This window comes from Sphingobacterium paludis, assembly GCF_004364125.1.
In the GTDB taxonomy this organism is placed as follows: Bacteria; Bacteroidota; Bacteroidia; order Sphingobacteriales; family Sphingobacteriaceae; genus Sphingobacterium; species Sphingobacterium paludis.
In genome coordinates, this window is the sequence record NZ_SNZV01000011.1 from 34,076 (window position 1) to 55,883 (window position 21,808).

General features: G+C 40.1%; 14 protein-coding genes. All 14 read right to left on the bottom strand.

Annotated features, from left to right (window positions below):
- Positions 1 to 164 precede the first annotated feature (164 nt).
- Positions 165 to 1,874, bottom strand: coding sequence for a hypothetical protein (locus B0I21_RS17900; RefSeq protein WP_133641866.1), 1,710 nt, complete (start codon positions 1,872 to 1,874; stop codon positions 165 to 167).
- A gap of 58 nt (positions 1,875 to 1,932) precedes the next feature.
- A complete protein-coding gene (locus tag B0I21_RS17905; protein WP_133641867.1) occupies positions 1,933 to 2,118 on the bottom strand; it encodes a hypothetical protein in 186 nt (61 codons plus the stop codon).
- Between the two features lie 772 nt (positions 2,119 to 2,890).
- Complete coding sequence (locus B0I21_RS17910; protein ID WP_133641868.1) at positions 2,891 to 4,378, bottom strand: hypothetical protein; 1,488 nt, start codon at positions 4,376 to 4,378, stop codon at positions 2,891 to 2,893.
- On the bottom strand, positions 4,375 to 5,145 hold the full coding sequence (locus B0I21_RS17915) for a DUF4843 domain-containing protein (protein WP_133641869.1): 771 nt from the start codon (positions 5,143 to 5,145) through the stop codon (positions 4,375 to 4,377). The genes B0I21_RS17910 and B0I21_RS17915 overlap by 4 nt, the downstream gene beginning before the upstream one ends.
- Positions 5,146 to 5,154: 9 nt before the next feature.
- Positions 5,155 to 6,603 (bottom strand): RagB/SusD family nutrient uptake outer membrane protein, encoded by a 1,449-nt coding sequence (locus tag B0I21_RS17920; protein WP_133641870.1) that lies wholly within the window; start codon positions 6,601 to 6,603, stop codon positions 5,155 to 5,157.
- A 7-nt stretch (positions 6,604 to 6,610) separates the two neighbouring features.
- On the bottom strand, positions 6,611 to 9,919 hold the full coding sequence (locus B0I21_RS17925; RefSeq protein WP_133641871.1) for a SusC/RagA family TonB-linked outer membrane protein: 3,309 nt from the start codon (positions 9,917 to 9,919) through the stop codon (positions 6,611 to 6,613).
- 63 nt (positions 9,920 to 9,982) lie between these two features.
- A complete protein-coding gene (locus B0I21_RS17930; protein ID WP_133641872.1) occupies positions 9,983 to 11,113 on the bottom strand; it encodes a FecR family protein in 1,131 nt (376 codons plus the stop codon).
- A 9-nt stretch (positions 11,114 to 11,122) separates the two neighbouring features.
- Entirely contained in the window at positions 11,123 to 11,746 is a 624-nt protein-coding gene (locus B0I21_RS17935) for an RNA polymerase sigma factor (protein ID WP_133641873.1), read from the bottom strand.
- Between the two features lie 846 nt (positions 11,747 to 12,592).
- A complete protein-coding gene (locus B0I21_RS17940) occupies positions 12,593 to 13,351 on the bottom strand; it encodes an SDR family oxidoreductase (protein WP_243836233.1) in 759 nt (252 codons plus the stop codon).
- A 345-nt stretch (positions 13,352 to 13,696) separates the two neighbouring features.
- Positions 13,697 to 14,518 carry a DUF4302 domain-containing protein gene (locus tag B0I21_RS17945; RefSeq protein ID WP_133641874.1) on the bottom strand — a complete coding sequence of 274 codons (822 nt, stop codon included), beginning with the start codon at positions 14,516 to 14,518 and terminating at the stop codon, positions 13,697 to 13,699.
- Positions 14,519 to 14,525: 7 nt separating this feature from the next.
- Positions 14,526 to 15,410, bottom strand: a complete 885-nt coding sequence (locus B0I21_RS17950; protein WP_133641875.1) for a zinc-binding metallopeptidase — start codon at positions 15,408 to 15,410, stop codon at positions 14,526 to 14,528.
- A gap of 1 nt (position 15,411) precedes the next feature.
- On the bottom strand, positions 15,412 to 17,001 hold the full coding sequence (locus B0I21_RS17955) for a RagB/SusD family nutrient uptake outer membrane protein (protein ID WP_133641876.1): 1,590 nt from the start codon (positions 16,999 to 17,001) through the stop codon (positions 15,412 to 15,414).
- Between the two features lie 22 nt (positions 17,002 to 17,023).
- On the bottom strand, positions 17,024 to 20,599 hold the full coding sequence (locus B0I21_RS17960) for a SusC/RagA family TonB-linked outer membrane protein (RefSeq protein WP_243836235.1): 3,576 nt from the start codon (positions 20,597 to 20,599) through the stop codon (positions 17,024 to 17,026).
- Positions 20,600 to 21,095: 496 nt separating this feature from the next.
- Positions 21,096 to 21,479, bottom strand: coding sequence for a hypothetical protein (locus B0I21_RS17965; protein ID WP_133641878.1), 384 nt, complete (start codon positions 21,477 to 21,479; stop codon positions 21,096 to 21,098).
- Positions 21,480 to 21,808: the final 329 nt, after the last annotated feature.

Here is a 21,808-nt window from a genome sequence, read left to right on the forward strand (position 1 = left end):
GTTTTTAATTTTTTTCGGGGTCAACTAGGTTTGCACGTTCAATTTTTACTGGTATTAAATCTGTATCTATCTATTCAGTCGAGAAAAACTGGAAGTAAGCTCGCTATAAGGACGATGGAAATTATTAAATTGCAGCATTCTCCATTAGTCCGAAACATATGATTCTAATTCGCTCGGACACATCGAACAGAATACCTGACATCGTTGATTTCGTCAATTATCGACGTTTTCCAGTCGCTGATGGTCGCGCCGTTCTTCGATACATCGATCGAAAGGGCCTTCACCCTGCCGTCTGCATCACGCGCCCAATACCTCCCCCGAGGTGATACTACTGTGCTCTCCGTAATTGCGTAGCCATAGCCCAGTAAGGCGTCCGAACGGGTATAGCCCGCCAAAGGGAAGAATAGTTTTTGGGAGTACCGGGGATAATTTAACTGAACCACCGTACCGGCATCCAAAGGGTATTCAAGGCCAAAAAGTCCGACATCGTTTTTTTCGACCGTAGCGAACCGTACCACCTTAGCGGTTTCGTTAAAGTATCTTGCCTGTGTCAACAATGTCACTTCGTTCACCGTGGGCAGCCGCCAGGTGCCTTTCGGAACTAACCCAAGGCAGGGATCGGAGCCCGAAGGATTGCTAATAGAGAACACGGTTGAAAAAGCGGCAGCGCCAGCATTTGGATATTCACTTGAAGACTCCGGATTGGCTTTTAACCTACTACCAGAAAGTAAAAAAACGACGTTCGTCCTTGCCCAGCGCACACCGGCAACTGTCACGGGCGACTCAATCATCTGAATGGAGAGCTTATAGGAACTTCCGATCGTGCTCTTGAATGCCACATGTGAAAATGGCAATGTGGAGGCCGGAAAGTCTACCGTGGCTTCGCTCGAAAAAGCACTCGATTTGTTTATCCTTATTTTTGCTGACTGTAGTGCAAGCGTATTTGCCCCCAGGTTGGTCGTATTGTCCACGGAGTAGAGGTTGTACGTCCATGTCTGAGGGCTTGTGGATGTCGGAAGCACACCTGTAAGGTCGTAGTTCTTGATGTTCGAGTAGTTGCCCGTAAATATATTGAGGTCGCCGTACTTGAGCACTCCGGCCCCCGAGGTGTTGACAACGTTCCTTATCGTTGTGCTCACATCGATCCCCCCGAACATTCCCGAGGCATCGAGCACCACCTCATATCTGGCGGTCTTCCGCTGGAAAGTTATGTTCAGCAGGTTTTCTCCGAAAACCGTGTTGATCGTGCCGGAGCTCAGCAGCACGTCCCTAGCTTTGGTGTCATTCCCGGACACTACTCCTCGCACAATTTGCGGAACAACATTCGCATCGTTAACCGAAAAAGCAAACCAGTCGTACGACTTGCCCGCATCGATGTTGATCTGGGTGGCTGAACCAACGCTCGCAACAATATCCACAACGGGCGTGCTCCTGCTTTTATCAGCGGTATTGTAGATCTGCAGCCTGTACTTGACACCGGACGGCAAGGGTGAGCTCGAGGCCGATTGCAGCGTCTTCTGCGGACTGGACATAGCCACTTCCTTTCGAAGTGCTCCACCGCCATGCACTCCCGAAGGCATGTCCCGGATTTCCACCAAGCCCCGGTATTCCAGACCAGATGCCCTATCTTCCAGCACGGGCGCTGACGGTTGGGGGAAAGAACCGGAAGAAGGTACGACATCGCTGCGCAGCAAACCCTGCCCACTACCCGTATGCATGCCCTGCATCTGAACGTCATCACCGTCTACGCCGTTGACCTGTACACTGAGCAACGTACCACCAACCGCTGTACCCTCTGCACCATCACGCGTGCACGACTGCAGCAGCAACGCAAAAAATGCCGCGCAGAAAAACAAATTTATCTTCGAAATCATAAAAAAATCAAAATTAAAGCATTGCAAAGCAATCGTCCGTCCCGGATGATCTTTCGAATTAAAAATCGATCTTCGAGGTACCCCCGATCTGTTGATCGTCCCAATCTTCGACCTGTGGAACATCCTGTGAATCTGCAGATCCCACCTTAACCATCGCTGAACCGACAGGGACTCCATCTTCCATCTCGACCAACGTCATTTTGATAACCGGTGGCACATAAAGTTTTTTGATTTTTTTATCCATTTTTTTAGTATTACTCGATACGCTACAGATCAAGCTGTAACTTTTGCGATCATTTAACGCTTAAGGATAATTAGCTATCAATAACTAAATGTCTTCCCTATCGCGTTCACATTATAGACGATCGTTAACCGCTATTGTCCCTTAAAAAAATTTAATCTGCATTGAAATTTATTTGCCTATCTTTTTTTCCTAAAATACCCAAACAAACCTCTTTTAGAAGTAGATTGTATGGAACATCGTATTTCCTTGCAGCGTTATAAGTTTCTGAATAGCTGAACTATCACGATAACCAATTTACCTTGTCGGTTATGCAATTAAGCTCGGCAGGTGTATTACATTTTATCATCACACGATTAACCATAAATTTTATTCACATCTTTTGTAAACAACAAGGTCAAACCTTGTTTTAAAAAAATATACCGCCCCATTTGAGGCGGCACACAAACAACTACGGTAAAAGGAAACATCTTAACTTATTGCGTTACAACAAGAACAATGTAATAGACGACTTGAAAGCACTATTGTCCCATACTTTTTTGAAAATTGCTGGTCATAAGTATTTTTAATACACCCGCCGAAATCAGTGTAAGAATTACTGGGACAATATAGATAGATGGCCGTCATTAAATACAGGATCATGACATTCTGTGTTCAAATTTTCAGCAGGAGCCGCCGGCGGCGGCTCCTAAATTTTAGTTACGCGACCAAAAAATTAGCTGATCAAGTATGTATCCTATTGAAGATGGACAGTAGGATACAAAACTAAGATTTCTTATTCGCCGTTAGATTCATTTGAAATCGCAAATTCGATCTTAGTCGCGCGGTTTAGTTGATAAAGGTATTTCTTTTCCAACACATTTCCCTTTAGGTTATAGAGATAGTAGGATCCTTTCCTATCGGTTTTCGCATTTGGGTTGAATGTTGCAATGCCTATTTTATCATCCAAATCATGACTGAAGTTCCATGTTACAATATCACCGGAATCGTCATTGGGAAGAGTTAAGAAGGTTTCAAATACTCCGTTTTTGGAAGAGAGCCTGTACAAGGACCGATCAATAGCAAAGAACCAACTACCTTGACGATATAAAAAATGCACGGATCTGCGCATAATCCCGAACGGATCAATGATATTGACCGGTTCAGCTTTGTATGGCGAAAGAATAGCATCATTGGATTTAACCACTGAAAAACTATCTTGATCTCTTGTGATAACTTCAACATCCGAATAGTCATTCTCACCTGCTAAAGCGACGAATTCCCTATCTTTGAAGTACAACGAGTCAAATCTGAGAAAAACTTGATTCGGAAAGCCATTCACTGTATTGAAATAAATCTCCTCGAAGACCCGAAAACCTAGCCCTTTTTCAAACCCTACGATAGGAGTTGAATTATTCTCAGAGACGATTAAACCCGATTTACCAAAATTATATTTATCTTGTTCGTATATATTACCACTTACAACGCCATTGGTTACCATATGTGCCTGCCCGTCTATCAAAATGATATTGTACAGATTACCGTTCAAGAATTTGTCTGAGCTGGACCAGCTATACGTTGGCACTAATGGTTCTCCGGTAATCACTGCTGTATATTTTGCGTAAAGGCTTTGTATATTCAGACTTTTGTAGTCAACATCAATTATCGGATAGTCTCCAAATTTACTTACCACACGCATGGTTATAAAATTCTTCGCTTTGTTTTCAGTATTTAAGTAACTTAGGTGTAGATTGATTGGTTCACGGCCTAAGGCGAGACCTGCAAAATTTCTGTAACGTATAACTTTATCATCATCGACACTTTTGTATCCGAAAACTTCAATTTGTGTGCATTTTTTTTCATCACTACTCAAAATAAAAGAACCTTCTTTAACGCCGGCTAGCGCGTAAATTTTGAAATCGGACGTGTACACAACATCTCGGGTGACATCCTTGATAACCAGTCTACAGTCTGATATGCCTGTAGGCAATTTACTCACCTCATAGCTAAAATCTTTCTGTCGTCCTAAGGTATCTCCGCTCACTGTCCAAAAATACGACAATGAATTAGGCAAAGAACTTCCATTTTCAATATCGATAAAAGCTTCAATCCTTACGGTATCGAATAAGCTATAATAGAATACTCGATTTTGCAAAAGCTCACCGTTGGCCATCTTGATAATTGGAACCATTCCCAAGCCCCGCCCATCTTGCTCTAAACTGTCTTTGCATCCAAATAGCAATAAAACAGTTCCTATAAATATAAGCTTGATCGTTTGCTTCATAATCTGGGCAGTAATATTCTTTGCTCATTAATATTTCCGTCAGGATAAACGATATTTTGCTCAAAATATGCACGTAGCCTTTGTATATAATAAAAAGTCACCGGTACCTCATTAAATGCTGTAGTGCTTGGCATATTATACCAACAGTATCCACGCTTATCCTTACCAACAGGATCTGAAGGATCAGATCCTGGATAATATATTTCGATCCACTTCCTATATACTTCCTGATGAAATTGACCAAATTTACTTCTCCAACTAAACCACCAATCTGGTTCTAAAAGTTTCTCTGTAAATTTACAGCGAAAGTGCCGAGAAATAACCGACTCATTGGTAAATCCCTCGCTATTATCAAGATATAAATCTATGTTAACGAAATCTTCTTTATGTACAAGCGATCGGGAAACTGTTAGAAAAAGTGTATCGGAGGAACTATTTGATCGTAGGATCGTTTCTGAAATTCTTATTCCATCTTCCAAACCATTTTCGCAGCAATGTTGAACACGAACATTGTACCTTCTATCCTGTGATTGGGGCTGTCCGATTAATTTGATAGGAATAGCAACAACCGCTTCGTCTATATGATTTGGTACAGCGCCGAAAGAATATATCATACTATCTAAATACACCTCAGCTATATCAGTAGATTTCAGGGAATCCCGGAAGGCAAACTGTAGATAAGCGTTGTTTGTGATAAAAACCAAAGGATCAGGCTTGCAACAGCTGAACGCTATTAATATGTATATATAGTTAATTTTCAACATCATTATAAACCGTTACTTTCTCAAAACAGACTCTTGTTCGGGTTGTGGAAAAACATACACAGATTGACTGGGTTGTAGATTTCCATTTAACCGAAACAAAGGCAAGTTACGGCGTTTATTGAAGAAAAATAAATATCCTTCCCCAATATACTCTTGCTGTACCTCCAATGCAATTTGATCTTCTAAAGCGGCGCTACTGGTAAGATCTTCGTGGTTGAGATTGCGTGATTTTAAAAGGATGTTAAAATAATGAAGTGACTTAGCTTTATCGTATGCGAGAAATGCCTCTGCAGCGATTAAGTATAATTCCGGCAAATTTATCAGTTGGATCTCAAAAAATCTTGACCTGTCCAGTTGCGAAAGTGTATCTAATCTGCTTTCTTCAGGGATATCAAATTTTATAAACAGACCACTTGGATTAGCATACCAGTGCTGATTTCTAACATTAAGCTTAAGTAAATATTCAAATGCGTCACGTTCATTCGATCGTAACACTTGGAAAATTGCGTTTGGTTGATTGACAGTGCCGAAATATCCGGATACATATTTCCGGTGGTCAGGGACATAAAGTCCAAAAATATTTTCAGTAGAAAACCTAGGGTCATTAAACCCAGGTGAATAAATATCCCAGAAGGATATCAATTTAAATACCGCCCTACTTTCTATTTTGCGAATCAAGGACTCGGCTCGACTTCCCGCTTGCACTGCATCACCTTCCCATTGTGATTTCCGGGCGAGAAGCGCTAATACCGCATAGTAATTCATTCGAACGCTTCTATGATCCAAAAGTGTGGTATAATTTTCTTTGCTCTGAACTTCATACTTCGCATGGAGATTGCTAATTAGCGGATCGTTCTCCAACAATGCACCGGCCTCCAAGAGATCTAGCTCAATCAAATCAAGCACTTCACCGCTAAGTAACGGGTTTTGTGGCACTTTGCTAGCCTGTTTGTAATAAGGTATGGAGGGAGATTGCAATCCGTCCTTTACAACTATAGGTCCGAAGAGCTTAAATAACTCGAAATGCAGATATCCTCTCAAACCGATTGCCTCCCCTTCAATCAAATCGCGATAAGCATCTTTTTCAAGCTTATCGATATTTTCAAGAATGACGTTGCATTTACGTATTGCGCCATACAACCCCGACCATATGGCGTTAATTTGATTAAGAACATTAGGATTTTCATAATCCACATTATATACGGATTGATAAAAACCTACATCAGGGACCTGCCAATAGCCAGCTATCGCGTCCAACATGCCAAATTTTAATTCGCGACCGTAAAGCTCAGGTTTTCCTAAATCTAAATATATTGAAGATAATAGTTTTTCAAATCCCTCCCTATCTTGTAACAGCTCTTCCTGGGTGACAAAACCGCTTTCGTTAACATTCAGCCATTTTTTACAGCTAGAAAAGACAATAAGCAAGAGCGAAGAACAGATTATTAACGCTGTTTTCATAGTAGTTTTAAATTTTTATCGTTGCCCCAAGCACAAAAGTTCTAGCGAATGGATACGCTATTCCGCGCTCCATACGTAAATTGCTATATCTATATAAGTTGCTCATGGTGAAATTTATCCTCAATTGTTTCATCCTGTATTTGTACAGTTTGTCAACTTTGAAGTCGTAGTGGAATATCAAATGAGAAAGACTAGCACAATTTTCCGTTTCGACAAAGCGGTTAGATAATAATGTCGGAGGGGAACCGATTTGCTTAAATGCTGCTAAATCCCCCACCTGTTCCCAATGAACTCCGTCAGCCTTTTTGTCTGTATTTGTCCTCGGATCAATATTATCGATCCGATCTACCAAAAAACTGTTATATACGTCCGCTCCTAAGCTATAATCAAAAAAAACTTGAACTGTCCAACGTCCGATACGTATCTCGGAGTTCAATCCGCCAAAAATTAGCGGTTCCAGGTTACCAACAACGCCAAGATCATTATAATTCCAAAAACTTCCAATCTTGCCTTCTTTATTTAAGAACATCTCTCTTCCCGAAGATGGATCGATCCCGATAGACCTAACCCCTTTTATATTTCTTAGTGGTTTGCCTTCTTCATAAAAGACTGTCTGCAAATATTCACCGTTTATATTTTTTTTTAAATTTGCAAAATTAATATGTGATAGTTCGCTGTTTATTCCTGAAAGTTTACCCTGGTTACTGTTTACGAAGATTGTAGTGGACCAATATCGATGCCGAGTGGGATTATCTACTGCTCTAACGGTCATAGAAAATTCAATACCTTTGTTAATTGCAGTCCCGATATTCTCAAAATAGGCGTTCTGAGCTAAGCCCACAGACGGTGGCGTGCTCATTAGGGTAATCATTCTCTCGGTTCTCCGGCGATACATAGAAACATTCAATTGCAAAAAGTCCTTCCAAAGACTACTTCTAAAACCATAGCTATACGAAAAAATTTCAGGCCATTTCAGATTACTGTTCCCTTCTCTAATGTAAACAACGCCAGGGCCTTGATAGTACCCTCTATTGAAATCGTTCATAAACAAGGTGTTTTTCATCTCCGTCGTGTAATTTGTGATACTATTTTTGCCTACATTAAAGAAGAACTGCAATCGTTCGATAGCATCAGAATGGAAGAAATTTTCTTGATGTAAATTGTATCCCATTCCAACTGTCCAAAAGAGGCCATAAGGATCAGCGTTTCCAAATCGTGATGAACCATCATTTCTTATTGAAAAATCAGCAAAGTATTTTGCATTATATATATAGTTTAGTGTACCGAGCAACGAAAGTAACCTTTTATGCTGAACCAAGTTGATGGCATTATTGACAGCGCCGTCAGAGGCTCTGAAAGAGTTGATATCGGCCCTAACATCGTCGATTCCCAGTCGCTTCACAGTATCCAATCTACCTTTCATGTCCATAGCCTCCAATACAACCCCGCCGTTAACAAGATGTTTTCCCATCTTTCTTTTATATGACACATTCAGATGTGCAAACTGCGTGGTCTGGTTGGTTGTACTCTTTATATATTCACCTTTAAGCCCCTCCCCTAAGTTTTGGTAATTGCTGTGCATAGGCGATCTTAAAATTATCGCTTCGGCATTTTCCGTTTCCATCACCAACCTTGCCCTTACTTTCAAAAAGGAATTCGCTTTCCATTCCAAAAATATATTCGGATTGAAAGTCTGATATTTTTCACGATCGACATATGGAAGGGAAGCGTTATATAGAGGATTGTAAATTAAAGAATCCGCGCCATCGAAACGATAAGTTTTCTTTAATTCACCAAAATTGTCGTAAAGAGGCCAGTAGGGATTTAGTTTAGTATAGGTGTCAAAGGAGCCAAAGGGCGAGTTCTCCGCTAACGATATTTGATAAAATATATTGCCGGAAATCAGGATTTTTTCATTAAATCTATGGGATACCATGGCCGAAAGGTTCAAACGCTCCCTACTGGATTTTTTTAACACACCTTGCTCGTTGTTATCGCTTGCAAATATGCTGTAGGATCCTTTTTTTAATTTGCCAGACAGCTCCAAATCATTGGAGATTGAAATTTCTTGACTCAAGGCCTTACCTAACCAATCCGTATTGACGCCATCTTTCACGAGCATCTCTTTTTCCAAAAACCAAGAATTTAATAGGTCCTGAGAGAGATTCGGAACAGGGTTTTTGGTGTAAAAAGGAGATCTAATATCGTTCAAACCCACATTTTTTTCGAATTGTAATTTTTCGTGCGCGTCCATCAAATTGTAACTACTAAGATCTGAAACGGACAATTTAGTTCTCATTTCGTAGCTTAGAGAGAATTTTTCTTTCGGTTCTTCGACAGTTTCGATCACAACCACCCCATTTCCTCCCCGAGATCCGTATAATACCGTGGCACTCGCATCTTTCAAAAGAGATAGGCGTTTAATTTGGTTAGCTGGCAGATCATAGATCCTACTCAAGGGAACCTCAAAACCATTCAAAATAAATATCGGATTATTTGCTACGTATCCGCCAATGTTCGATACACCTCTTACACTAATATCTGGTAAAATATTGGGATTGGAACCATTGATATTGTTTTCAGTTATACGAAATGCAGGATCCAAGTTTTGCAAAGTAGACAAAATATTGCCTCCACTCAAATCACGTAAATCTTTAACAGATATGGAAGAATAGCTTCCTGTAAAGGACTCCAAATCTTTTTGGAAATATCCGGTGTTAACAACAGCTGCGGGCAAATTTGTTTGTATTGGATGAAGCTTAATGTCTATTTTGCTTCTTTTAAGAATCGGTAGTGTTAATGGCTCGTAACCCAACAGTCTGACGTGGAGATATCCGGTTCCATACCCTTGGATAGTGAAATTACCAGAGGCATCAGAAGCGGTATGAAAATTAAATAGATCGCTTCTAGATTCAATAGTTGCTCCCTGTAAAAAGTTGCCTCCGCTGTCACGCACGTTGCCTTTTATAAGGTATTGTACGTTATTGATTCCCGACCGCGAGGGCGTTACCTTCGGATAACTTGTGTTTGGGTTTCTGCTAATTATTATCGTACTATCAACCAATTTGATACTGATATCCTGCGTTGATTCCAAAATTTTCAACACCTCGGACAATGGCTTATTTTCTGCAACTATTTGAAGAGGTTTCATTTGTTTTAGAATGGAAAGATCTCCCATATAGCCGAAACCGGTCTGCTTCTTTATCTCGTTTAACAGGTCAATAACTTTGACCTGCTTGCGCTTTAAATTGACGACCTGGGCTAAGGTTATCTGGCCGCCAATAATAAAACAAACTACTAAAATAAAACAGCGCATACATTACAAACTTACACTCTACCAAGCTTTATATTTTAGCCGCACAAAGAATTGGCTTTTCCCTTATCTCTGCTTCGAAATCCAGATCACGTCATCACGAAGCTCATAATGAATAGGTATTATTTGTCCAACCATCTTTAAGATGCTAGCTAAATCTTTCCGCCGATCTACTTTTCCCACCAGTTTTGTAGCAGGGACATCCTGCTCCAAACGAATCGATATACCATACCAAGTTGACAAAATCTTTGAAAATTCCTGCAAATTCAAATCGGTTAAATCAAATTCATCATCCTTCCAACTGATGTAGCGATTAACGTCACTGTCTGTGAAGACATTCTTACCATCATAAACCTGATTATCACTCAAAATAATTGAGCTATCTCGATTTTTTGCCGTATTGGATCCCGCGCGGTGGTCGACTAAAGATATCTTTCCCTCGAGTAGAGCAGAGCTTATTCCATCCATAAATTTGGCATTGAATTTAGTACCCAATACATTTATTTCCCCGGCTTCACCGATTACTTGAAATGGAACCCTTCTTTCGCCTAATAGCAATGAATTTACTTCGAAATACGCTTCACCATTTAAATGAATTTTCCGGTTTAAGTCTTGATTTCTTACGTAATATTGCAGTTCGCTGTCCGAATTTATCCAAACCGAAGATCCGTCCATCAACTTGACGTAAAAGACGCCACCCCTCGGGACGGTGATGGAATGATAATAGTCGACATCATTACGTATATGACTGTCTTTCAAATAAGCAATCTTATTCTGTCCTATTTTGGTGATCAGAATTCCGTCTACCGTAACAGTATCATATAATTTCCAACCATCGAAATTGATATGCGTAGATGGACCAACCCTTAACATCGCACCTGTCAAATCAGGTGCCTTTATTTGCGCTATGTTATCGTAATGAACATTCGCCCCCGCATTCCTTTGATAAAAAAAGATGGCGAAGAAAGATGATAAAATTATCACAATTGCCGCCGCCCCCCATTGATAAATAGTTCTATTTAAAGTTTTCTGGGGCTTTATTCGTCGATCAAGGCTTTTTAAGCGTTTTTCAAGCTCGTTATCATCTGGAACATTTTCCTCTCCGAGCCTATTGAACCAATCCTCTACTAAATTGGTTTCGTTGTCGGTTGTCTCGCCACGATTATATCGGTTTAGTATGTCTCTATCAATATTCATATTTGCAATTTAACACGATGTAATAATTAAGGGGTAAAAGGCTAGCGCACAGAACAGCGGAAGCCAAAATAAAAAGATTCGTAGGATCGACAACTTCGAACGTAGGTATTTAATGATAGCTGATTGTTGATTTCTTATTGTCTTTTCCGACAAATTCAACTTTTCAGCGATTTCGTGGTTATTAAATCCTTGCATACGCAACCTAATGATACTGTTAGCCTTTGGTCCGTAATGATCAAGAAGAGCTTCGATTTGAAGCCAAAAGAGCTGTTCTCTTATTTGGTGATCTGCCCCGTCACTATGTTGATATATTGAACTATAGCTTTTCAAATGGTCAACGTACTTGTCAGCATGATCAACCTTGGACATATGGTCTAAAATTCGGTTTTTCAATCCTCCAAATATATAACTGACGAAGCTGCGTTCAAGCTTTATCGACGACCTGTTATGCCATAACTTTATCCACAAATCGTGCACCAGATCCTCTGCCTCGTCCATGCCAACCTTCTTGTATGCGAATACAAGTAAAGGCTTTTTGAATCGATCGTAAAGTTCCGTGTACGCGTCTCTATCATCATCTTTTACAAGCTCATAAAGTTCCTCATCGGATTTTGTTTTATAAAAGTTGGACATGCTATTTCAAATTTATCAGTCAAATATACCACCATTTTCCAAAAATTTAGCTATGGGTGAGTTTTTTAGGCTGACAATCAACCAAATGGCTTTAGAACAAAAATTAATATATTGTGATGATCTTTTTACTATTTGTTACCTACTAACCATAATAAAAAAATGAAAAACTAAAAAACGTTTGGAAATTACCTATTAAAAATTCAATTAACATTTGGAGTTTATTTATTTTATCTATTAAAAAAATTAAACGTGTGTTGAATACATATACATACCTCGGTAAGACATGATGCCGGAACTATGATGCACAAAAAAATTGATTCGTAAATAGACACGGTTCTGAGTAAAGTGACCACTGCGAAGGATAATAAATTGAGTTTACAATATTCATCTTCGCTTTCTTTGCAGCATAGCCTCCTTGGATGGATCTACACAATTTTCCAAGTTCTGATGGTAACTACATCAAACGAGAATACGAACCCGTACTTTTCATCTGATATTATTTTTTTTGACACCGAACCTCCAGATACGTACACTTGAATGTATTCTGCCGCTTAGTCTGATGAAAAGGGAATTGGAAAGGAATCTAGTAAACGGATAAATAATTAAAAATAATGAATATAAATTCCCTGCTGATATTTGCGCCATATTGTGAATACGACAAGCAATAGATGCTCTTTAAATCCCAAAGCTCTTTTACACAAAGCAAATTTGTTGTCGTTAATGAACAGTTGGTGAAAACCTTGTTACCACTAAAGTTTTGACCAACTGTTCAACCGACCGGACCGTAAGCTTTAACAGCTCTACAACCAATCCATAAAAAACTAGTCTGAAGCACACTGATTATCGTTATCTGGTCGTGTATCCTCCATTGGCAAAAATAGTCTGTCCCGTTATCCACCATCCTTTACTTACCAAAAAGAGCACTAACGGAGCAATATCTTCAATATTGGTCAAACCTCCCAAGGCAGATGCGGTTTTGTGAAACGACACTGCATCCGGGCTTTCCTGTCCGTAAAAAAACGGTGTATCCATCGGCCCGGGAGCTACCGCTGTAACAGAAACGCGGCGATGTCCAAATTCTTTTGAGGCGGCTCTTGTGAAGTGCTCAACTGGAGCCTTCATACCTTCATAAGTAGAGTACAACCCTGTGTAAGCAGCGAGCAACGAAGTAACGATCGTACAGATTTTCCCGTTATCATTTATCTTTTTACCAGCTTCTTGAATAAAAAAATAAGCGATTTTGGCATTTATATTACTCATCACATCATATTCCTGTTCGGTAGTTTCTATAATAGGCTTCTTCAATACCTTTCCAACCGTATTGATCGCGATATCAATGCCTCCAAATTTGTCTATAGCGCGATCGAAAAGTTCAGCGATATTTGCTATTCGTGAAAGATCGCCTTGCACCAAAATCGCCTCAGCACCGAATTCGCGAACAGCTTGCAACGTAGCCTCCGATTCAGCTCTGGAATCATCGCTATTATAATGTATAACCAATTTTGCACCGCATTGCGCAAAATTTCTACTCAATAGACCGCCCAAATTCTTTCCGCCCCCAGCAATCAAGACTACTTTGTCTTTTAATTCGTCATTTGAAATCATATTTTTATTTTTATTGGTAAAACTTGTCAAATAAATTACGTGATATCAGTCCGCTCCTAGCCTCGGAACTTATTTAACTTTAAAACGCCCGACAATATCCATTTGTCCCTGATGTCCACGGAATATTTTGTTGTAACGTAGAAACACCAAGAGAATACAGAGCCGATATCCGCTTCCACTAATCAACGGAAGAAGTTCGAGTTTCGATTCCAGATCGAAATCTAATAAACTTTATTGCCCCAACAATATCTACACCCCACACATAAAAGTAATCGGTAGTACGTATCTTAGTAGGCCTTAGTTTAGATGGCCTAGAAGATATGTACTAAACCGAACTACTACCTATTAGAAAATTTTAAATGTACGTTCATCGTCGGAATAGTAACCATTCGGATAATTAGGCGCGGGTTGATTGAAGGTCAAAAAATCCACCGTCACACCTTCAATCTCATAAGGCTTTTGAAATTCTAGCCCAATGGGCGTTATGCGAAAAGATAGCAATTGCCCGCTATTATCTTTAGGATTCTGAAAAACACGCATTTTTGGATTGTATATCAAGGATTGGGTTTTTCCGTCCTTGCCTTCCAATTTCAACACTCTCAATTTACTAAATTGACGCGCCGCATCCCGGTATTCTGTCGCCACAGATTCAAAATTTTTATCTTTCAATGGCAACATGATCACTTTCGACTTGCTTTGCCGGCCTTTTAAAACTATAGAATCCGCGCTAGCCGTTAATACGATAAATTCAAAATCGCCACGCATTCCTGTATCATCAGCACCTATGCCGCCGTTATCCTTTCCGGGTTCCGAAAACCAATGTATATTCTTGTTAAATCCATTGAATGTCAACACTGGTCCGGATTCCTGAATTACAGCGTAGTCACTTGTTTGTATCCCATCGAAAGGATCCGAAGCAATAGACACTTGTGCATTCGATATAAATTTGGTAAAAACTGTATAGCCACCAAATTCTTGATTCAATCCTGGATATACTTTCATCATCCATCCTACTTTATTCTCCATTAATACGGAATAGGCATTTTCAATAGCGTCCTTCAGTCTAATGGTAGCATTCTCTTCAAATACACGATCAGTTTCTCTTTTACAAGAATGCAGGAGTAGTACCGGAATAGCTAGAAAACATATTGCTTTTTTAATTTTCATACAAATTTTAGTTTAGGGATAATTGATCGAATTTTGATAAATCAGCTTGTCTAGCTAAGATTTCTTCTCTTAACTGATCCAAATCAATATTCCAAGCATTTTTAAAGTAGTTGCGCACAATATCAAGTTTGGCATCAATTTTATTTTTCCCAACAGTTCCCGCATCACGAAGTCGCTGATCCCAGGCCTCCGGGGAGAGCGTGATGTAGAAACTATAGGTCTCCACAAAATCTTCATTCGCCTCCTTAGAGGCATATGAAGAAATAAAACCCTCTTCAAGTGCCGATATATCATTATAGATATCACTCCAAGAATCTCCAACATATCCTGATCCTGTTATCTGATCAAAGGACGAAGGGTAGTCTTTTGTTTGATGCAATATATGGGCAAACTCGTGGTGTATGGTATGAAAATAAAATGAATTTAAAAATTCGACGTCTTTCCCCGTGTTGGCGTTAAGACTATTTAGTGCATACATCGTAATTTTTGTACCACCTTCTGCAGTACCCAACACAAACGTGCCATTATTTTTATAGGCAGGTGACCCGATATAGTTCAAAAGCTTTGGAAAATAAGATCGGATAAACATCTTGCTGCCGGTAATTTTATCATAGGGTTCGACACCGAGATAATGCAATAGTTTCGTCATCCTTACCGAGCTTTCATAAGTGGCTGGACTGAGGTTATAATCGAGATCGGATTCAGCTTCAACAAATTTATAAACGACAGCAATATTATAGTCCTTCGTAAATTGCCTTTCTATGTAGCTATCCAACTCATTTTGTTCAATATTTCCATCAATGAGCACACTCTTTGGATCAAGATCTTGCTCCGAACAAGAGAACACAAGGAATAAAGATAATAAAAGTGTGAAATTTAATCTTCTTTTCATTTTATCTAGGATTAGGGGTTAAGCCAGCCGTTATGACGTCCGATGGCAATTGCAATGCTTGTCTATTATCTCGGGCCTTTAATTTTGTAGCAGTCTCGACGGAGGATACGATGTTCGAGGACGTAATTAGGCGACGTTCGATTTCAATTCCGTAGCGCTTGACGTCAAACCAACGCAGGCCTGTATGCATGGTCTCAAAACGTCTTATGAAGAGCAGCGCGTGAAGCATATTTTCCTGCGTGCCTTTTTCAAAGGGAATCATATTGGGATCAAGGTTTTTCTTAGGAGTGGGATTCGAGGCCGTATAATATGCCAAGCTATTAGCCCATGCATTCACAAGGTCAACGGTGAAAGTGGTGGGCTTGCTAACTAGCGTATTGTCTACCCAACGTTTCATGTCGACAATAGCTTCATTGTACCGCTTCAAATGAATCAAGGCTTCAGCGCGCACAAGCATCGTCTCTTCGGTCGTAAAAGGAGCATATACTCCCCGACGCAAACCGGTCCGTGCAACTGGATCCGTAATTTCGAACATATAAGAAACACGAGGCACCAAACATTTATCTAAGTTTGTTCCATTATATACATATACCCTCGGTTTAAATTCATTCGATCGCTTACGACCATATGGTGCATTAGCTAGTAATGTCTCCGTATTTGCAAGATATCCACCATGCGAAAAGCGTGCACCAGCATAAAACGCACCAAAATATGTACCATGATCCGTTACTGCTGTAGACAACATTAGATTGGCATTGATCGAACTGCGGTTGTAGTAAATCGAAGCATCAGTAACTTGACCCACCGCATTTGAAGATATTTCCTCGTTATTGCGCAGTAAATTCATTGGATTTTCTCCAATGGCAGTATTTGCATAACTTACTGCCTTTTCCCAATCTTGCATATAAAGTGCAACACGTGCAGCCAGCGCATTCGTGGCACGGGTATTCATATGATATTTTGGAGTTGCGCCATACGAAGAATCATCAATCAATGGAATAGCTTCCTGTAAATCTTTCACGATATAATCGTAAACTTCCTGCACCGTTTGGCGATCATATTTTGGATTAAGCACATCTTCTGGTTTAAGCATATAAGTTACGCCGAGATCCCTTGCGGCATGATCTTTATGATAGTGCTGCGCAAATATATTTACTAAAATAAAGTGTGCATTTGCGCGAGCCGCCAAAGCCTCGCCCCGCTGTGGATTCAAGCTCGATGGGCTGCCGGCTTCGTCGATAGCCGCTAAGGCAGCGTTAGCGCTAGCAATCGCATTATAGCAAGCTTCCCAAAGACTTTTGGGACTGTCATTCGAATCCTCAGTCACATCTTCCCAGCGAAACAATTGCTCCAGATCACGTTGACTATATGGATTACTTATACCATAATCATCCACATTATCCGAGGAAAACTCGGCGGAAACCAAATAGGCATTTTGTGGATATGCCGATACCAAGAGTTTGTCAATCTTGCTTTCAGTGTTCAATGTCGCCCGATTATCGGGAAGTTCATCTAAAAATTTGTTACAAGAATGCAGGCTAAGACCACAGGCCAGTATCATTGCGATGCATAGTTTATTTGTTCTTTTCATTTTACTCAATCTTAAAATTTCGTTATAGTCCCAAACGCAATGTTAATGTGTATTGCCTAGCGATTGGCGCCGCAACTCCACCGGCGTTTATAAATTCAGGGTCTTGACCGTTAAGCTTTTTATCTGCATAAATCAAAAAAAGATTTGTAGCATTGAAACGCAAGCCTAACGAGCTAACGTTCCAAGCATTCACCCAATCTTTTGGAAATTCGTATGATAGGGAAACGTCTTTCATCCGAACAAAATCACCTTTCGCTGTGCGTACAGATGAGTAATTATAGGTATTATAAGCGAATGCCAACTTGCTGCTGTATGCTCGATTTTGCCCGACAGATGCAATAGTAGGAACGTTCGTAAATTCTTCATCACCTGGGACCATCCATCGATCCGCAAATTCTTTAGTGGATGCCGTAAGATCGGAATACTGACTGCTAAAAACCGGACTTAGGCGCACGACATTACCAAAGGAACCGGTCAAAAATACGTTCAAGCTGATGTTTTTGTAGCTGAAGGTATTTCCCCATCCCCCTGTATGTATTGGATCTATCGATCCTTCGTATTGTAAGTAATCTAGTTTGTCCCGTTCTTGGAAATCAATATCGGTAATGGTCTCATTGCCATCTGGACCTTCAAAAACCGGCAATCCCTCCTCATTCAAACCTAGAAAAGGAACAGAATACAATCCCCTTACAGGCCTCCCCTCCACGGCAAACCCGTTTCCTGTAATCAAGTCGATGACGCGACTCCGAGTGTCCAAACGTGTAACTTTCGTTTTAACATAGGAATACACCAGGTTCGAAGTCCATTTGAATGCGCGATCCCGCAGGATGTTACCGCTAAGCGTGAACTCTGTGCCGCCCGACTTCATATCTGCAACGTTTCCAAATTTGGAAATCGATCCACCTAGACCTTGTGTATTAATGACGCCGATGAGATCAAAATTATTTCGTCTAAACCAGTCAAGATCTATATTGATACGATTATCCCAGAAACCTATAGAGGCGCCAACATTGAGTTCGTGTTTCTTCTCATATGTTAATTCACTATTTGCCAGATCAAAAATTTGAAGCCCTGATTCTGCATCCGCAGCGGTAGGCCTCCAGGGTGTATAAGAACCATATACAGCAAAAGAGTTAGTGACCGTCGATGGCCCACGGTCCCCTGTCAAGCTATATGATGCTTTGAGCATCATATGAGAGAGCGCAGGTGATAATGTCTCAAAAAAACTTTCTTCGTGTGCATTCCAGGCACCCGCAATATTATAACTTGGCATCCAACGAGCAGACTTTGCCTCACCCAATTTGTTGGCCCCCTCGTAACGAAATGTACCATTTAATGTATACTTACCGGCGTACGAGTACGTTAAATTGGTAAAAAAAGCAGCCTGCTTGTAACGGATAGTGGAAGGTTCGTTAGACGAATTTCTATTTACCCCATAATATTGTGTATTTTCCTCCTGTGCACGCTTAAACACACGGTAATCGGTAAAAGGACTTTCCCCGAGATCATATTGTAAACCCCAACCTCTAAACCAAGTGCTATTCCTGTCTGAGGCGGTGATTTCCGAACCAGCGAAAGCGCTGATAATATGATTTTGGTTTAATGTTTTATTAAATTGAGCCGTAAAGCGCAACAACTGTTCAAACAAGGTATAATCCGTACGATTGTAGATTCCCCCCTCCGGCAGGATAGATATTGGTAGGGCATATGGATTATCCGGATCCTTATACAAAAACGGATTTCTGTCTCTAATTGTTGCGTTCTCTGGACTTATTCCCGCTCTATAGGCCATGGATTGGTTCGACTGATCTTTTATATAGTGATGTTGGGAAGTAGATTGATAACGTACAGATCCGAATGCTCCCAATTCCAGGCCAGGAATAACCTTCCATTTTAAGTCGCCTTGGAAACGCAAATCTGCAACATTAACATCCATGTAATTATTTTCGAGCTCGTGCAAAATATTGAACGGGGCATAGTTCCGCGTATAGAATCTATTCGGATCCAACGTCCGTGATGTGTTCATGGCATAAGCGTAGGGGTTAATATCAAAATCACGTTTTACTGCACCGTAAACAACATCGGTAGACTGCCCTAATGTACCCGGAGCTTGCTGCTTTCGATATGACCCATTTGTTATGATATTTAGTTTTATTTTATCTGAAATATTATAATTAGCATTTAAATTTCCAGTGTATCTGTTGACACCACTTCTTTTAGCCCAGCCAGGATCAACTAATGCACTTATAGAAGAATAATATTGTGACTTTTCCGTACCCGAAGACATGCTGACAGAATGATTATGTTGCAAACTAGGTTGAAATAATTCGTCGAACCAATCCGTATTTCGGTATTCCGCTTCTCTGAGAAAGTTATTTACATTTTTTCTGTCGCCAAATAAATCGTTAGAGACCTCGCCCGTTTGAATATTTCTATACAGATCTCCATATACGCCGCTATTGCTTGCTACTCTTAAATCGGCAAAACGTATATAGCCCTTTTCATACATATCCTGATAAACGGACATCTGCTCGTGGGAATTCATAATATTAAATTCTGAGTAACGTGGCGTCGCCCTTGATGTATACTCCCCTGTGTAATTTAGTGAGTTGCGTCCGGCGGCACCTTTCTTTGTCGTTATAACAATAACCCCGGCCATAGCGCGTGCACCGTAAATAGAAGTGGCGGAACCGTCCTTTAAAATTTGAAACGATTCAATATCATGTGCATTTAAACCTGCGACTGCAGAACTGATTAAGGTCAATGCGTCTCCAGAGGAAAGCGCGTCAGCATTAACATCTGCAACATCTTCTATGATTACACCATCAACGACCCATAGCGGCTTTGAGCTACCGTATATTGAAGTTGATCCACGTACGCGAATTTTGGGAGCCGTGCCAAAAGTTCCTGTCACATTCTGTACGGACACGCCGGCCACACGTCCTTCCAAACCACGACTTGGATCGATTTGTCCCCCTATCTGTGCGGCCTCGCCCGATAATTGCGATGTGGCACCGGTAAATAAGCGCTTGTCGACACGTTGGCCCATACCAGTAACAACCACCTCCTCTATCGTTTGATCGGTTAATGTCAATTGAACATCAATCCTTTTTTCCGACTTTACCGATACCTCACGAGCGATGTAGCCAATGTAACGAAAAGATAAAGTGCTTCGTTCCGGCACCCTAATCGAATAGGTACCATCATTTGCCGAGATGGTACTGACTGTCGTACCTTTCACCTCAATCGAGACGCCAGCTAAAGCAGCCCCGTCATGGCCCGTAACTTTTCCTGAAATTAAAATTTGTTGGTTTACATAAGTTTCTTCAGCAAGCTTGTTAACATCTCGAAAAGATACTGCATCATTTACTATGGGAGAAGAGGCGTTACCGTCATCTATTCGCGAACCTAACATATTCATGGATTCCCGCTCACTATTATCAATAATTTCGGAAGGTGAATCTGTAAGTACTAGATCGCTATAGGCAACCCAGCTTCTACTTTGTTTAGCCATATCGCCCGGAACAATTCCGTAAATTGCATTTTTCAAAGATAGCGTTGCATCATTCTCCATTGCGGTCGCAAAACCTAATGTCATAAAAAACAAACAAACAAAACACTTAATTTTTTTTATTAGATTAAGTGTAGCTGCCGATAATCCATGAGCTTCTGCGAGCCATTCTTTAAAAGGTAAGTTGTTCATATATTTGATTTAGTTAATTTTTCACAATTATATGAATTAGACCAAAGCATTGCTTCCAAGTTATTTTGATCTAATCAATTTAAACAAGACGATGAACTCCCGTTATTGTCCCGAATTTTTATTTTTTAGACCTTAATGGTTTCCAATACATGCATAATATAAATAAGAAAAATTATTTCATAATAAACTTCTATATATTTACTATTGAAATAAATATTTCAAATAAATATATAAATAAATTTAAAAGAAATTATGGCTTATAAATTGTTCTATACAACGGCCAATTGTAAATTATTTAAAGATTTAACAGCGTTTAAGAGAGTGGATCATCCATTATCGCTTCTGTATTGTTTGGAGACCATTCTGTAGTATTTGCTTTTTGTTGCCTCTCCTACCAAAGCTTGATAACAGTTTTTGTATTTTTAAACTCTCTATGGTTAAACAACTGATAAAAAAGGAAGAAGGTAGACACCGGACTACTTTTAAACTGTTTAATCTTTGCTTGAATCTGTTGATCCAACATCTCATTCTTCAGAACGTTATTTTTAATATCCTCCATTTCTAGAAAGGCATCTTTACCCTTTTGTAGATCTGAAGCGTCGATGTGCGCATAGTATACATTCTTGACACTATCCAGCAATCGTTGTTTCCGGGTAAAAAAGGCACTAAACAATTGCCAGTATTCATCCGCCAAATCGCAGTCCTTACAATTCACATTTTTGAACTTCATAATTTCTGCGTCCTCGGTCTCGACTTCATCCCAGTAAGCGATCATTTGTGTAAACGAACGTGTGGTCACCAAAAATCATCATCTCTAGGATAGCATACATGATCCCTAATGTTATTCGGGGAATGTAAAAGTAATCATTGCTGGTAAAGAAACTGATCAACAGAAAAAGCCATTGCCTTCGTTCTCTCAGGTTTATTGGAATGGACGCCTTGCACCTTAAGGATAGAAAATATCCGATGCACTTCATTACAGATATCGAGATCCCAATCGTCAACTAATTCGACAACAGGAGCTGAAACACTAAAGCCGCTTCATTCAATGCAAAGTTGAGGGGCTTAAGATACGTTTCTGTAAAGTCAGGGGTTCCGATTCTT